Genomic DNA, 15,990 nt, shown 5'->3' on the forward strand with positions numbered 1-15,990 from the left:
CTTTACTTAATCCAACGGTTATCCGTCGTGAACGCCTTCTGGATGTGCTTTGGCGTGTCAGCCCAGCTCTTCACATCTTGCAGCTCACCACGCATCATAATACGCCCACGTTTCGCCGTGTAATCACACGTAATCAGCGTGACCAACTTCTTACCTTCAACTGGGTATACCCAATCGACATCGGTTGGCTGAATCACCTTGAAATCGACTGCTTTATAACGATAAACGGTGTTCATATCAGTCAGATATATGTCCTGGCCCACTTTCCCCTTGTAGTAAAGTGGTGAGAACAACAAATCACGACCTGAGTCACCCGGAATAAAGTGGGATGCCAACGCGTAATTGCCTTCTCCCATCACTTCATCAGGAAACATCGTCCCGGCACCTAGTGACAAGTTCAAATCAGTTGTGCCGTTTGAAATTGGCACTGAAATGCCCACCTCAGGCACGGCGACAAACCCGATGAAGTTAATCTTATCTGAATTCAAGCGTGCTTGTAGGACCTGCTGTGCGGTCAAAGCGCCCACCTTCTGCCAATTGTAGTTTGCTTGCTTCTTCTCCTTCTCGCCTGCCTTGATCGACTGCTTTGTCACTTGCGGTTCGAATGACTTCAAACTGTAGTTGGCAATCTCATTATGAAAAATCAAACCTAGCGAAATTAGCAAAATCAAAAGTACGACTAGCCATTTGAACCAAGCAAATTTTTTCTTCTTTTTCTTTTCACCCATATCAACGTCACCCCTGTTAATTTACTGATATCGTACCACCAAATTAATAAAAAAATAGGCCTCCGATATGAATATATCGAGGTCCGTTTTACAAACAGCCGTGGTGGTTAAGCACGCCCATTTGCGGCGTTATCATTTTAGAGGTCTTAGACAATAATAACGCTTATAACATATGAGAAACGTTAAGTATGAACTACTTAACATGTATTATTCTACCAAAACAACTTCCACAAAGTAAGCGTTATCATGTTTCAAAATGAAATAAAAAGCCACCCAATATTGGGTAGCTTATCATGTCATTATTCAGCCTCTGAAGCGCCAAAATTGTTGATAAAGTACAACAACGTTTGCAATTCGTTCGTCAAATCAACGTTTTGCACGCGGACATCACTTGGCACATCCAAACGCAATGGCGTGAAGTTCAAGATTCCGTGTACACCAGCCTTGGCCAAACGGTTAGCCAATTCTTGGGCAACTGGTGCTGGCACCGTCAAAATCGCTACGTCGATACGTTGATCAGAAATTTGCTTCTCCAAATCATCCATGCCGTATACAGGAACACCAGCTTGGATCGTGTTCACGATGTCTTCGTTGATATCAAAAGCTGCAGAGATGCGGGCGTTTGAGCTTTGGTGGAAGTTAAAGTTCAACAAAGCTTGTCCCAAGTTACCAACCCCGACAAGGGCAACTGATGCCAATGTATCTTGGTTCAAGATTTCACCGAAGAACGTCATCAATGCCTTAACGTCGTAACCGTAACCACGCTTTCCCAATGCACCAAAGTATGAGAAATCACGACGAATCGTCGCAGCGTCAAACTTTACGGCATCAGACAATTCGTTTGATGAAACGCGAGTCGTACCCGCATCCAACAAAAGCTTCAAGTAACGGTAATAAATTGGCAAACGCTTAGCGGTCGCGCGGGGGATGTCATGTTCTGCCATGTCAACCTACCTCATTTTCTAAAAAGTTTTATTTTCATGCTATTTCACAAACAAAAAACGTTTGTGAACTCTCTATCCTTATTTATAGTAACACATCCCCCGCTTTATGTGAACTAAATAACAATTTATTTTCACAAACTAAGTGCAAAAAGAAAGACCGCTATTTCCGGAATAACGGTCTAAATGCCTAGTTTTCGCCGTTTTTACGCTTTGGCTTGCCCTTGTTTTTGCTGTGCTTACGCTTAGCTTTTTTCTCTTTTGCGAAGCGATCTGTACGAGCAACGACTTCTTCAGTCTTCTTCTTGTGCACCTTACGAACCTTGGCAACTGGACGTGGCTTGTCAGCTACTTCTTTGCTTGCCCCTGGTTCTACTGTGTGACCAGCTGAACCTGAGAATGAAGTTGGCTTCGTTGCTTGGCTGGCACCGTTGACCAATTGAATATCAACGGCCACCAATCGGCGCAAATCACGCAAGTCGTGATCATTTCCAAATGAAATCACCAATCCATGCTTCCCCATACGCCCGGTACGACCGGCACGGTGCGTATACGTTTCACCATTACGTGGCAAATCAAAGTTAATAACCGCTGGCAAGTCAGGAATATCCAAACCACGCGCGGCCACATCCGTCGTCAACAAGAACTTCGCCGTTCCCTTACGGAAGTTTTCCAATGACTTGGCACGGGTTGAACTTGAGTCACCACGGACCAATGTTGCCATCGCCACGTGTTCGTGCGCCAAGAAACTAGCCGTCACCTTCAATTGCTTGGTTGTGTTAAAGAACACAATGGCCTGGAAGTTCTTGCGGGCTGCCAATTGACGCAAACGCTTGTTACGTTGCTCGCGGGCTGTTGGCCAGAATTCGTGGGCAATCGCCGTTGGAATTGGCACATTACGTTGATCAATACGCGTAAAGTCACGATCGAACAAACCAGCTGCAATTGTCGTGTCAACTTCAGTTGCGCCAAACAAGGCAACTTGTACGTCAGGGTCGTCAATCGCGTCCCAAACACCGTCAATTTGCTTAGCAGTGTCTTCCGTCAACAATTCGTCCGCTTCGTCCAATAGCAACGTGCGCAAACGCTTCAACTTCAACTTACCGTTGTCGACCAATTCAGCGACACGACCTGGCGTTCCCACAATCACTTCTGGGTGCTTCTTCAAGGCGTCTAGTTGGCGCTTCACGTTCGCACCACCTGTCAAAGCCAAAACCTTCAAGTCCACCAAAGTTGCCCATTCACGTACAACACGTGTCGTTTGCATGGCCAATTCTTGTGATGGTGCCAAGATTAGCAATTGCTCACCATCCCCCGGTACCAACGTTGGCAACAATGGCCACGTAAAGGCCAATGTCTTTCCAGTTCCAGTTGGTGCCAAGGCGTCGATTGATTCACCGGCAGCCAACGGTTCAGCTACGGCTTCTTGAATTGGCGTTAGCGTGGTAAACCCAACGCTCGCCAATCGCTCTTCAAAACGAGTATCCATTTTATATCCTCATTCAATTTCTTTCATTGTCTTTCTAATTGTAACAGAAAAGCGCCCCACAAAACGTGCGACGCTTATCATTCGTTCATTTTACTTGTCGGCTGGGAAAACAATGCCGGCATCGTGACGCAAATTCGTCATCACGATGTTGACGCGTTGGCTCAACGTCAACAATTGACGATATTCTTCATCGTTAGCAACTGGATCATTGATAATCTTGGCAAAGACGTTCATTTCAGCAACCATTGGGTTACCAGGAACATCCGTTGTCAAATCAGTGTCATTGCCACGACCGTCCTTGTAAGTCACCTCATGCAACTCAGCAATACTATCAATGACGATTGTATCGCGCATGCCCAAAATTTCTGATTGTAGGTAGCTGTTGGCACCCTTTCCAAATTGGACAGTCATATCAAAGTCAGCATAACGCAAAATGGCAATACCACGACCATCGGCCCCATTACGCAATGGTGTTGCATAATAGTGGCTTTCCTTTGGCATGCCAAACAACGCGATTGCTGCATAAAGCGGATAAACACCCAAGTCAGTCAACGCACCGGCACTAAACTCGCGCGTCAACACATTAGGCTCCTTTCCTGCTAGATAGTCATCAAATCGTGATGAGTACTTTTCATAGACCAACGTCGCACCAGAAATGTGGTCCATTTCTGAGACCTTCTTGGCAATCGCCTTAAAAGTTGGTTGGTGAATGTGGCGTGCTGCCTCAAACAAGCGCACATTCGGATGTTCACGAAGCAATGAGTATACCGCTTCATATTCCTTCGTGTTTGAGAAGGCTGACTTTTCAACAATCACGTGTAACTCATGCTCAATTGCTTGTACAACTTGGTCATAGTGCAAGCTGTTTGGTGAAGCAATGTAAACAACTTCGATGCCACTGTTGTAAAAATCTGCCAAGTCAGTAAACACAGGGACATCCCCGAAATCAGCGGCAAAAGTTGCCCCTGTTTCAGCACGGCGTGAGTATACGGCTGCTAGTTCATATTCATTAGATTCATGTGCGGCCTCAACCAGCATCTTGGTAATCCAATTAGTACCGATTACACCTAACTTTAGTGTCATTTCCATATCCCTCGTTTCCTTAAAGCGCTTTCAATAATACATTCATTATACATTGCGCTACCAAAAAAGCCCACCAAACAGTTAGACTGTCGGTGAGCTTCTTCGGGTTATCGATTTGCTTTTTTATATATTAATCCTTAACGAACACAGTGATTGACTCAATGTGCGTCGTTTGTGGGAATTGGTCGATTGGTTGAACAGGTCCTTCAATGTGGTAACCGTTCTCCAAAATTTGAACCGTGTCACGTGCCAAAGTTGCAGGGTTGCAGCTAATGTACACGAACTTTTCTGGTTCCATGCCAGTTGCGGCGTCGATCAATTCTGGCGTCAATCCCTTACGAGGAGGATCAACGAAGATAACGTCTGGGCGCATACCAGCATCGTGCCATTCAACCATCTTCTCTTCGGCCTTACCCAATTCGAACTTGGCATTCGTCACACCGTTGATGTCGGCGTTACGCTTGGCGTCGTCAACGGCACCAGGTACGATTTCGACACCCAAAACTGACTTAACACGGTCAGCAATCGTCAATGAAATCGTTCCGATACCTGAGTAAGCGTCGATAACTTCTTCATCACCGTTCAAGCCAGCCTTGTCAGCAGCCAATTGATACAACGTTTCCGTCGTTTGTGGGTTAACTTGGTAGAATGAGTTTGGTCCGATGGCAAACTTCTTACCGAACAACGTGTCAGTGATGACATTCTTTCCCCAAAGGGTGTTGTTCTTCTCGCCCAAGATAACGTTTGTCTTTTCTTGGTTAACGTTTTGGATGATTGACTTCACTTCAGGCAAAGCTTCGCGAATTTCTTCAACAATCATCTCTGCGCCTGGCAACTTCTTTGAACGCGTTACCAAAACAACCATCATTTCGTGGCTGTAGTAACCGCGACGCACCATGATGTTACGGATAACACCAGTGTGCTCAAATTCGTTGTAGGCTGGAATGTGGTACTTACGCAAAATATCACGGATAACCACGATAGCCTTGTCAATTTCAGGATCCTGAATGTAGAAATCCTCAATTGGCATCAAGTTGTGTGAACCACGACGGAAGAATCCAGTCGTCAATTCACCACGCAATTCACGCGTAGGAATTTGCGCCTTGTTACGGTACCCAGTTGGGTTCTCCATACCAAGTGTCTCAGAAACTTCAACATCAACGTGTTGCTTCTTGAACAATTCTTGGATTTGGTTTTGCTTGAAACGCAATTGTGCATCGTACTTCAAGTGAGCCAAAGGGGCAATTCCTGTCGTCAACGTTGCTACGTCAACATCCTTGTTGCGGTCCTCTGATTCCTTCAACGTCTTCACAACACGTCCGAATGCGTACGTTCCAGCAACCTTCGTAATGCCGACACGGATTTCTTCACCCGGAACAGCATTTGGGACGAAAATTGGGAAATCATCAACCTTAACGACTCCGTTACCTTCGTACGTTAAATCGATGACCGTTGCGTCAAATTCTTGGTTCTTCACCACTGGCGCTTTCTTTTTCATCTTAATCTCCTTTTGTTGGCCTTTTCGACGACCATGTTACTTGTCCATTGTAACACATGTAAATTGTAAGTTTCATGAGATGCCCGTGAGAAATAGCTTGTCTATTCAGATAAATCTGAAAAATAACTTGGGAGCTCCTTTGAGTTAACAATCATAAATGAATTATCTTCTTTATCTAATTCAAGCTTCACAGTGAACACTTTTTTCTCATCCACCTTTTCTTCATCTGACGCACTTGCCTGAGTACCAGTGAAGGTTACTTTAAACGTTTTTGGTAACTTTTTGTATTCACTTGGTAACTTGGGATATGATTGTGCCCCCGCATGATACGGCGTACCTTCTTCTGAAGTTATTTTGTCTGAAATCGTTAGCAATACTTGTTGGAATGATTCATCGATTGCTTTTTGCTTCTTCGTTAACTTTTTAGCCTCGCTACTTACAGCAGACGAAGAACTAGACGACTCGTCAATTGGATCATCTTTTTCGATGTTCGTAGCCCGACTAAATTCTTCGTTATAGGCTTTATCGTCGATATATTCTTTCAAAATATCGCCACCGTCCTCAAGGTAGCTTGATTGATTTTGGTATTGCCCATCAGAATAACGTTCACCGTACAGCCATGGATGATTTGATATATTTTTCATAAATGCATACATGTCTGTTAAAGAAGTGGCAGGATTTAGCGCAATGTCATTTTCCATGTTATAGATAGTTTGACGATACATCGGATCAATTAGATACCAAAAGCTAATTCCTGTGTCCAAAAACACTTGAGGTCTTAATAAGTATTCATTGTCACGTTCGGAAAAACTATCTATATCAGAAACTTTTTTAAATAAATTACCATAATGGAACATGGTGTGTTTCGCAAAATATTCCGCGTTTACCTTGTTTGTGTGATGTGACGTTTTATAGAAGCTCGCAGCATCTTCGCTTTCGTTTATTCTCAAAAGACTGGCACTTTTTAGAGTGACGTAGTTATTTCTGTACAGCGCTCGACTCTTATCATGATAATACTGAACAGTTGTTAACCCAACCAAGGCTACCAGTATCCCAATCACAACTTTTACTCTCTTGCCCATTTGACCGTCCTCAATCATATTTATATACTTAAGTATAGCTTAAAATCTATTACTATAAATAACAGTTTGGAGAGTCATCGTGAAAAAAATAATAACCTCAATAGTTGGCATTCTAATAGTTGTTGGCGTTGTGATTATAGGTTGGCAACTATTCAATAAACCTTCTGCACCTGCTAACACATCCAAAAAGATCGTCAAAAAGGTGCAAAAGCCAAAGGCTTCACAAAGCAGCTCTTCCGATACGGACGGAATTAAAATCAAAGTTAAGAATGCAAATAAGCCAAAAACAGTTTCGCTAACTGATTCTGACAAATCAGATATTTCTAACACTTTTCTTCAGTGGGCTGGTCAACGTGCTGAAATGGGAAATATGGCTGTTAGTTCATGGTTTTTCGATCACGGAGCCGCCGGGCACGGTGATTGGTACGCGTTGAGCGATGACGGCAATATTCAAGTACAAAACATGGACCATCCTGGTTCTACCTCGTTTTCAATTCATGCAATTGGAGGTGTTGTCTTTTATACATCTTTGGACGGCACAACCGGCGTACAAGATCTTTCAAATTATTCATTTGCTGACAATTACTCAAAGGTAGTCGACCGTGACAAGCCCGTCGTGAAATATCTACTGGCCGACAATGGCAAAGTATACGAATTAAAACTTTCGCAACAAGATGGCTCACTCGCTCCATCAACTAATTCCGGCTTCTATGAATTCACAGATGATGGCATTCCGGACGCAACCGCAATGGACAAATTCTCCGTTTCACAAGATGAAGCTGCTCAAAGCGAGTTAACAAAACTATTAACCCCATATAGGCAGTAGCCCAAAAAGCAGCAAAGTCATCGACCTTGCTGCTTTTTGTTTTGACTTAATTATTATCGTTTAGCAACCATTCGTAAATCGGCACCACCGGTACACCATCAATTTGTTTCACGCCTAAGTCCTCTCCCGTGATCAACAACTTAGGGTAACCGTCAGGAATTGCAACAAGATTGGCAACCTCGCGCTCACTATTCTCCGGAATTTGTTGCGTGACTTGAATGTACTGGCGTTGACCACGTTTTTCAGCAACAAAATCAATTTCTTTACCGTCAATTTCACCATATTTCACATCAAAACCGCGTCGCATTAGTTCCAAGCAAACGATATTTTCAAGTTGCGAACCAATATTAGTACCTGCATCCCCCACTTGTGAATGCCACAGCCCATTATCGATGACATAAAATTTATCATTCGAACGCAAACGCTGACTACCGCGGAGATTTAGTCTTGGCACGCTGATAAACAAATACGCCTGCTCCAGCAAGCCAACATAATTCCTGAATCGTGTCGTGTTGATGTTAAACCCAGCGTCCTTCAATCGATTGACCAACTTAGAAACACTAACTTCGCTACTGATTGAATCTAACATCACCAGCGTTAACATCTTCAATAGCTGTTGATTACCTTCACCTGAACGCTGCGAAACATCGCGCAACATAATTGAATCGTATAAATTTGATAGATATTCGAAATGTTGATTTTCAGACAAGTTTGCATCTAAAATACTTGGCATACCACCAAACTCACGATATTCAAGATAAGCATCGCGCACACTGGTTACTGAGCTAGTATCAATTTCCTTAAGTTCAACAAATTCAGCAAATGAAAATGGATAAACGTTAATTTGAACGTAGCGCCCTGACAATAGTGTTGCCAATTCACCTGACAGGATTGAGGCGTTAGACCCTGTGATATAAATATCCGATGGCAAATCAATGCGAAGTGAATTCACAATCATTTGCCATTGCGAGACCAGTTGAACTTCATCAAAAAAGAAATACAGCTTCTTACCCTGGTTACGTTGCATCAAATCGTCATACAACCGTTCCGGGTTATTTAGATACTTAGCATTACTGAATGACTCAAAATTTAGATAGACAATTTGATCGTCAGTAATACCACGCTCCCGCAACGCATCTTGAACCTGCATTAATAGCACGGACTTTCCAGAACGCCGAACTCCCGTGATGACTTTGACAAATTCATTGTCGATGGCATCAATTAAAAAATTCAAGTACCTCTCACGCTTAATCATCTCAATCCCCCTCACTAAGTTTTATAGATTATTTAGTCTATATTTTAGCATTTTTCGTTTTTATAGACAATTCAGTCTACTTTTTCCAATTTTCGCATTTTATAGACAATTTAATCTATTTAGCAAAAACACCCACGCCATGCAGTTTTGCACGACGCGGGTGTTGTGTTTTACATATTGCGTAAAGCTTCGATACGCTTTTCCATGGGTGGGTGCGTGGCAAACAAGTTCGCCATCTTATCTCCCTTTAATGGGTTCGCGATATACAATGCTGAACTTTCTGGTGAAACGTTGGCTTCTGACATCGGTTCACTTTGCGAAATTTTCGTAAGAGCGTTAATCAGCCCTTGTGGATTACGCGTCAATTCAACCGCCCCAGCATCAGCCAAGTACTCACGGTTACGTGAAATCGCCAGTTGGACCAATGTGGCAGCCAACGGCGCCAACATCAACACAAGCAATGACACAATCATACCGATTGCATTACCGCCACCTTCACGATCACGACTGCGGTTACCACCGAAGTACCAGAAGTGCGTTCCTAGGTTTGCTAGCAACGCAATCGCTGACGTCATCGCCACAGCAATCGTTTGCAAACGGATGTCGTAGTTACGTACGTGGGTCATCTCGTGGGCCATAACACCCTCAAGTTCTTCACGGTTCAAACGTTGCAAGATACCCGTAGTGGCTGCAACCGCTGCGTGTTCTGGATTGTTTCCCGTCGCAAACGCATTCGGACTCGGATCATTGATGATAAAGACACGCGGCATCGGCACTTGCGCCACCATCGCCATGTCTTCAACGATGTGCCACAAATCAGGCGCCTCATCAGCGCTCTTGATTTCGCGGGCATGGTTCATTGACATGACAACGTCAGTCGATTGGCCAACCATGTAGACCGTGTAAACCAAACCGACCACGAAGGCAATCACGATTCCCTGTTGCCAGTGACCATTCATCAGGAAGGTTCCCAATGCAGCCCCGACAACCCCCATGAATAGGAAGAATCCAAAGAAAAGCATCACTGTTTTACGCTTGTTTTTGGCAATTTGGTCAAATAACATCTGCGTTTAAACCTCGATTACATTCCTTGATCGTCAAATGATACCTTAACAACCTGCTTCTCTTCTTCAGGTGTCTCCAAGAATTCGCTTGGTTGGAAGTGGTGAATCCCAGCGATAATGTTCGTTGGGAATGTTTGCAACTTGGCGTTGTAGTTTGCTGTCGTTGTGTTGAACAATTGACGTGAGTACGCAATCTTGTTTTCCGTGTTCGTCAACTCATCCATCAACTTGTTGTATTGGGCTGATGCCTTCAAGTCTGGGTAAGCTTCCGCAACCGCAAAGACCGACTTCAAGCTCGTCGTCAATTGGTCAGAAATTTCCATGGCTTGTTGGTGGTCACCAGATGGTACTTGCGTCAAAGCGTTACGCAATGACACAACCTTTTCCAACGTGCCTTGTTCGAACTTGGCATAACCCTTAACCGTTTCCAACAAGTTCGGAATCAAATCGTTACGACGCTTCAATTGCACATCAATTTGGCTCCAAGCCTCTTGTGTGTGCATACGTGCCTTTACCAAGCCGTTGTAAATGCTGATCCAAATCAAACCAATCACAACAACGACTGCGATAATGATGATAATTGTCATCTATATTGCCCCCTATTAAATTATTTTTATGACATCTTTTAATGCTAATTTCATTTTACCAGAAAGTCGTTGGTATATCAGGTAAATCAAATTTGGGCAAAGAAAGCTTGGGTAAATTCATAGCGGTCTTTTAGCCAGCTTGTGTTATTACGCGTTGGGTGCACACGGTTCGTCAAAACGACCATCCCCTGCATCGTGCGGTAATTAACTGCCATAATCGTGCCAGTGAAGCCCGTTTGGTACAACCAATCCGTGACCACAACCGGATTATCTTCACCACCGTACGTCCAGTAGTGCCAACCAAACGTGCGAATACCGGCCTGATTGTCCTTAAGATAAGCGTGCATATCAGCTGGCAAATCTTCATCCGGCATCAACCACTCGTGTACGAATGACAAGGCATCTTCAGCTGTCGCAAACATACCGGCGTGTCCACCAGCACCGCCCAGCAAGTACGCCTTGAAATCATCGACCTCACCTTGCAAGACACCACCACGGAATGGCACATCCTCAGTCGGCACGAAACGATCAAGCGGCGCATCAAAACGTCCCTTGTCCGCCACGCGATACCCTGAGTTAGCCAAATTCTTAGGTGCCAACACATTCGCCGTCACATCCAACGCCAGCGGCATTTCATCAAGCGCTTCAAGCACTTTTCCCAACACCATGAAGCCGACGTCGGAATACTTCGTTACTGTACCAGACTCGTTGATGGTCTTGCCTAGCATCAAATCTTCTTCGAGCATCTCACGTGTCAGTGCAGGGACCTTGCGCACGCTACTTGGCAAACCAGAATTGTGCCAAAGCAATTGACCAATTGTAATTTCGACGTTGCCAAAAGCTGGCAAGATTGATTGCACCGTCGTTTCTGGTGTTACCGTCCCTGCCTTGAATAATTGCAAATAACGCATCGTCGTATACAGCTTGGTCAAACTTGCTAAATCGTAAATGTGGTTCACTGACAAAATATCGTCCGCAAATTCACCCGTGCCGACTTGTCCAACTGAGGCGATTTCTTTTTGGTTCTTGAAATTCACCACGCCGACTGTCGCCCCGAACAAACGGCCATCATCGACCATCTTTTGGGCGATATTTTCTAGGCGTTCAATTAATTCTTCCATTTTCAATATCTCCTCAAGACGTCATTGACTTCATGTAGTGGTAGCGAAGTTGGGCAATCGTCACATCCCCATTACTTTCAGGGAAATAAATCATGCGGTTCGCGCTATCAATGCGTCGTGACCAACCACCATCAAGTCCCGCTTGCAGTTCAGGCTTACCTGTCCCTTCAAACGGTGTGCGGAATACTTCCTTCAGAAGCTTGTTTATCTTTTTCGTTGTCTTTGGATCTTGCGTCAAAAAATATTGATAGTCATCGAATGCTTGTTCAGTAAAAATTAGCTTTTTACCTCCGCGCATACCGTCGGCTAACTTCTTAGCTGCTTTCATCGTCATCAGCCGTCACCTCACCTCTTATGTATACCGTTATCATATCATGATGAAATAACGGTCACTATGAAAAAGACCGCCACAACCCGATGAGTTGTAGCGGTCAATCATTATTATTAGTCTACATAAGTTGCAATCGTTGCTTGGATAGCAGCCAACTCTTCGTCAGCAGCTTGTGCCGTAGCACCCTTCGTTCCAACGTAGAACTTAATCTTTGGCTCAGTTCCTGAAGGACGAACGGCTACCCATGAACCGTCAGCCAACCAGTACTTCACTACGTTTGCCTTTGGCAACGTCATTGGCGTTACGGCACCCGTAGCTGTGTCCGTCTCAGTTTGCAATGAGAAGTCTTCAACCTTGGCAACCTTAACACCACCAAATTCAGCAGGCGTCTCAGCACGGAACTTGTTCATCAATGATGCAATCTTGTCGGCACCATCGATACCAGCAAACGTCAATGACTTCGTGTTTTCAACGAAGTAACCGTATTGCTCGAACAATTCTTGCAAACCATCGTACAACGTCTTACCCAATGACTTGTAGTAAGCTGCCACTTCGGCCAACAAAACCGTTGCTTGAACTGAGTCCTTGTCGCGGGCAAATGACTTTACCAAGTAACCGTATGACTCTTCAAATCCGAACAAGAACGTGTGCTCGTTCGTGTCTTCGAAGTGTTGGATTTGTTCGGCAATGTACTTGAATCCAGTCAAAACGTTGATCGTCTCAACACCAAAGCTCTTAGCAATATCAGCGGCGAATTCTGATGACACGATTGACTTAACCAAAGCACCGTTAGCTGGCAACGTGCCGTCAGCCTTCTTGGCCGTCAACAAGTAGTTCAACAAAACGGCACCGATTTGGTTACCCGTCAACAATTGGTACTCACCTGATGGTTGGCGAACCGCCGTTCCCATACGGTCAGCGTCTGGGTCAACCGCGATAACAACGTCAGCCCCTTGCTCCTTAGCCAAAGCAATTCCCATTGCCAAAGCTTCTGGATCTTCAGGGTTTGGCAACTTAACCGTTGGGAAGTCACCATTTGGCTCAGCTTGTTCAGGCACAATCGTCACGTTTTCAAAACCAGCGTTCTTCAATGCTCGGCCAGCAATCAAAGCACCCGTTCCGTGCAATGGTGAGTACACCAACTTCATGTCCTTACCAACCGTGTCGATCAACTCTTGATTAACCGTAACCGTCTTCACTTCAGCCAAGTAAGCGTCGTCAACGTCCTTGCCAATCTTAACCAACAAACCAGCTTCGACCAACTCAGCCTCGTCCTTAACTGGCACTTCGAACATGTCAGCTTCGCGAATTGAGGCAGTGATGATGTCTGATTCCTTAGGTGGCATTTGACCACCATCTTCACCGTAAATCTTGTAACCGTTGTATTCCTTAGGGTTGTGTGATGCCGTAATCATGATACCTGCGTAGGCGTTCAAGTGGCGAACCGTGAATGACAACTCAGGGGTTGGACGCAACGTCTCAAAGACATAAGCCTTGATGCCGTGCGCTCCCAAAACTTTAGCAGATTCGATTGCAAATTCTGGTGAGAAGTGACGTGAATCGTAAGAGATTGCAACACCACGTCCCTTAACAGCGTCGTCCAATGAATCCATCAAGCGCGCCAAACCTTCAGTTGCTTGGCGAACCGTAAAGATGTTCATACGGTTGATTCCAGCGCCCAAAAGGCCACGCATACCAGCCGTTCCAAATGAAAGTGGTTGGTAGAATGCATCTTCAGCAGCCTTTTCATCAGCTGCCAACTTCTTCATGTCGTCTTGCAAGTTTTGTGGCAAATCAGTACGGTCTGCCCAAATTTGGTAATTTTCTTGCCAAGTCATAAGTCTTTATTCTCCTTTTAATAAGTCCCCGAACTTACTACTAATGCTCATTATTATACCATACGCTATTGTGTGAATTTGAAAATTATGTGGATAATCAGTGATTTTCAATGTTTTCGCGTTCGATGACCACTAACTTTTCACCACCAATAATCACTGCATCCGCCACATTCAAAAATAGGCCGTGTTCTACGACACCAATAGTCTGTTCCAGATAATAAGCCAGCGCTTGTGGGTGCTCAATGACTGCTAAATGTAAATCGATGATGTAATTGCCGGCGTCCGTTGTCAAACGTTGCCCATCTGGCAAACGACGGAATGTTGGCGCCATATCAGCCGCTTCAAAGCGCTTCAAGAGTTGGTGACTACCGTATGGCACCACTTCAACTGGTAATGGGAATTGACCTAATTGGTCGTGATACTTACTTTGATCAACAATCCAGATATTGCGCTTGGAATTTAGCGCAACAATCTTTTCAAAGAGCAATGCTGCGCCACCACCTTTGATACCATCCAGATTGGTGTCGACCTCATCAGCCCCGTCGATGGTCAAATCGATTGCTGACACTTCGTCAACTGACTTAAGTTTGATTCCCCAACCTTTGGCCAATGATGACGTTTGACGTGATGTTGTCACTCCAACAATATCCAATCCTTCCCGATTGATACGCTCCGCTAATTTTTCAATGAAGAACTTAACGGTCGAGCCAGTCCCCAGACCAACTATCATGCCATCCGTGATTAACGAAGCTGCATATTCGCCAGCTTGTCGCTTTTGTTCTGTAATTCGATCCATGATTCATCCCCCATCTATCCAATTTCATTTTACGCAACCGCACAAAAAAACGCCAGATAGTAACTATCTGGCGTGGCAGCCATTAATGGGCTGATTTTCGTTAAAATGGCGCTTCTTCTTGACTCAACACATCCCAATAATCGAACCTGGTCTCTTTAGTTGAAAACACCCCATTTTTTAGATATTCAACCGCTTGCACAACAATCGGTGATGAATTTAAGTTTGAAACAGCGTCTACGCTAATAAGTTCAGCACCGAATGAATCTTGACCGGAAAATTGGGGAACTTCTTCAGACAATTCACCTTCAAACGTCGTAACCTCATAAAGAACGACGATATGCTGATTCCAGTCAAAATCCTCAAATATCCAAGGATACGTAAAGCTGGTAACTCCAACCTGCGAAGCATCGCGCACATGCAGTCCAGTTTCCTCCGCTACTTCTCGTATAAGTGCATTCTGAAGAAACTCTCCAGGTTCTAAGCTTCCCCCAGGTAAATCATAGCGATATTTGTATGGTCCGTCTTTCTTTTTTACGACAACCAGTTGTTGTTGCATAATCAATATGCCATATACACCAAAAGCCCGATGAAATTTTGCCATTCGTGTCCCCCCTTTTTTTGTCATTCTGGCGTTACAATTAATCCCGGATTATTCATCAAGACAAACAAAAAACCGCTGAAACAGCAAGTTAATACCGTTTCAGCGGGTTTTGCGCTTTCACCCGTTGGGTGAAAACCATAGGAGCTCTTTTTTATGATATTTTGTTAGTGGAAAACAAACCAAATACTCAAAAATTGGAGCGTCTAAAATTATGACTCAAAAAGTATTACCTAGCAACCATTTAGTTGCAGTTTCAGACAATGGGGCACCAATTACCTCGGATGGTGGCAACGTGCTGCTTAGTATTTTTCTGAATTCGCCTGTAATTTCCAGGCTCTTTAATAACGTTGAATTCAACGATAATCGCAAAAATCCACGCTATGCTAAGGTAGAATTGTTATTGCAAATGCTCATTCAAGTTATCGAAGGTTATCGCAACGACGACGTTGCAGATTACTTGACCCAAGATATCGAACATCGACTTGTTTATGCGCAAAACATGGCATCTCAACCAACTATTTCCAGATTTCTATCACATCTCACGAACGAAGACATTGATGAGCTACAAGAATTAAATCGTCGTATTGTCTCTTTAATTGATGAAAGATCAGCCAATACTGAACTGGTGCTAGATTTGGATTCAACCTACTTTGAGACCTTTGGTCATCAAGAAAAAATTGGTTTTAATTATCACTACTTGAACGTCGGTTACCATCCGCTTATCATGACCGATGCTTTAACTGGAACCGT

16 protein-coding genes are annotated in these 15,990 nt (G+C 44.2%); 2 read left to right on the plus strand and 14 right to left on the minus strand.

Going from position 1 to position 15,990, the window contains the following annotated elements:
- Positions 1–2 precede the first annotated feature (2 nt).
- From C6P11_RS07515 to C6P11_RS07540, 6 genes are all read right to left on the minus strand, one after another.
- Positions 3–728, minus strand: a complete 726-nt coding sequence (locus C6P11_RS07515; protein ID WP_135520004.1) for a class A sortase — start codon at positions 726–728, stop codon at positions 3–5.
- 299 nt (positions 729–1,027) lie between these two features.
- Positions 1,028–1,672, minus strand: a complete 645-nt coding sequence (locus C6P11_RS07520; RefSeq protein WP_135520006.1) for a redox-sensing transcriptional repressor Rex — start codon at positions 1,670–1,672, stop codon at positions 1,028–1,030.
- 187 nt (positions 1,673–1,859) lie between these two features.
- Positions 1,860–3,158: a DEAD/DEAH box helicase gene (locus C6P11_RS07525; protein WP_135520007.1), complete on the minus strand. Its 1,299-nt coding sequence runs from the start codon at positions 3,156–3,158 to the stop codon at positions 1,860–1,862.
- Between the two features lie 90 nt (positions 3,159–3,248).
- Positions 3,249–4,241, minus strand: a complete 993-nt coding sequence (locus C6P11_RS07530) for a Gfo/Idh/MocA family protein (protein ID WP_135520009.1) — start codon at positions 4,239–4,241, stop codon at positions 3,249–3,251.
- A gap of 130 nt (positions 4,242–4,371) precedes the next feature.
- Entirely contained in the window at positions 4,372–5,739 is a 1,368-nt protein-coding gene (gene rlmD, locus C6P11_RS07535) for a 23S rRNA (uracil(1939)-C(5))-methyltransferase RlmD (protein ID WP_003609814.1), read from the minus strand.
- Positions 5,740–5,840: 101 nt separating this feature from the next.
- Positions 5,841–6,821, minus strand: a complete 981-nt coding sequence (locus tag C6P11_RS07540; RefSeq protein ID WP_135520011.1) for a hypothetical protein — start codon at positions 6,819–6,821, stop codon at positions 5,841–5,843.
- Between the two features lie 79 nt (positions 6,822–6,900).
- On the opposite strand from C6P11_RS07540, the gene C6P11_RS07545 reads away from it, so the two are divergent.
- A complete protein-coding gene (locus C6P11_RS07545) occupies positions 6,901–7,647 on the plus strand; it encodes a hypothetical protein (RefSeq protein WP_135520013.1) in 747 nt (248 codons plus the stop codon).
- A 46-nt stretch (positions 7,648–7,693) separates the two neighbouring features.
- On the opposite strand, the gene C6P11_RS07550 is transcribed toward C6P11_RS07545, so the two are convergent.
- The 8 genes from C6P11_RS07550 to C6P11_RS07585 all read right to left on the minus strand — a co-directional run bounded on the left by C6P11_RS07550 (position 7,694) and on the right by C6P11_RS07585 (position 15,240).
- On the minus strand, positions 7,694–8,902 hold the full coding sequence (locus C6P11_RS07550; protein ID WP_135520015.1) for an ATP-binding protein: 1,209 nt from the start codon (positions 8,900–8,902) through the stop codon (positions 7,694–7,696).
- Between the two features lie 170 nt (positions 8,903–9,072).
- Complete coding sequence (gene htpX / locus C6P11_RS07555) at positions 9,073–9,966, minus strand: zinc metalloprotease HtpX (protein ID WP_003609812.1); 894 nt, start codon at positions 9,964–9,966, stop codon at positions 9,073–9,075.
- Between the two features lie 17 nt (positions 9,967–9,983).
- Positions 9,984–10,553 carry a LemA family protein gene (locus tag C6P11_RS07560; RefSeq protein WP_056973711.1) on the minus strand — a complete coding sequence of 190 codons (570 nt, stop codon included), beginning with the start codon at positions 10,551–10,553 and terminating at the stop codon, positions 9,984–9,986.
- An 86-nt stretch (positions 10,554–10,639) separates the two neighbouring features.
- Entirely contained in the window at positions 10,640–11,674 is a 1,035-nt protein-coding gene (locus C6P11_RS07565) for a serine hydrolase domain-containing protein (protein WP_135520017.1), read from the minus strand.
- Positions 11,675–11,687: 13 nt separating this feature from the next.
- Positions 11,688–12,008: a Txe/YoeB family addiction module toxin gene (locus tag C6P11_RS07570; protein ID WP_003609807.1), complete on the minus strand. Its 321-nt coding sequence runs from the start codon at positions 12,006–12,008 to the stop codon at positions 11,688–11,690.
- A 110-nt stretch (positions 12,009–12,118) separates the two neighbouring features.
- A complete protein-coding gene (locus C6P11_RS07575) occupies positions 12,119–13,843 on the minus strand; it encodes a phospho-sugar mutase (RefSeq protein WP_135520034.1) in 1,725 nt (574 codons plus the stop codon).
- A gap of 97 nt (positions 13,844–13,940) precedes the next feature.
- Positions 13,941–14,639: a ribose-5-phosphate isomerase RpiA gene (rpiA, locus tag C6P11_RS07580; RefSeq protein ID WP_135520036.1), complete on the minus strand. Its 699-nt coding sequence runs from the start codon at positions 14,637–14,639 to the stop codon at positions 13,941–13,943.
- A 100-nt stretch (positions 14,640–14,739) separates the two neighbouring features.
- Positions 14,740–15,240 carry an NUDIX hydrolase gene (locus C6P11_RS07585; RefSeq protein WP_135520038.1) on the minus strand — a complete coding sequence of 167 codons (501 nt, stop codon included), beginning with the start codon at positions 15,238–15,240 and terminating at the stop codon, positions 14,740–14,742.
- 211 nt (positions 15,241–15,451) lie between these two features.
- Here C6P11_RS07585 and C6P11_RS07590 point away from each other — a divergent pair.
- Positions 15,452–15,990: transposase (locus C6P11_RS07590; protein ID WP_210114206.1), on the plus strand; the 539-nt coding region annotated here is incomplete at its 3' end.

Origin of the sequence: Weissella confusa, assembly GCF_004766315.1 — a bacterium.
Lineage (GTDB): Bacteria > Bacillota > Bacilli > Lactobacillales > Lactobacillaceae > Weissella > Weissella confusa_A.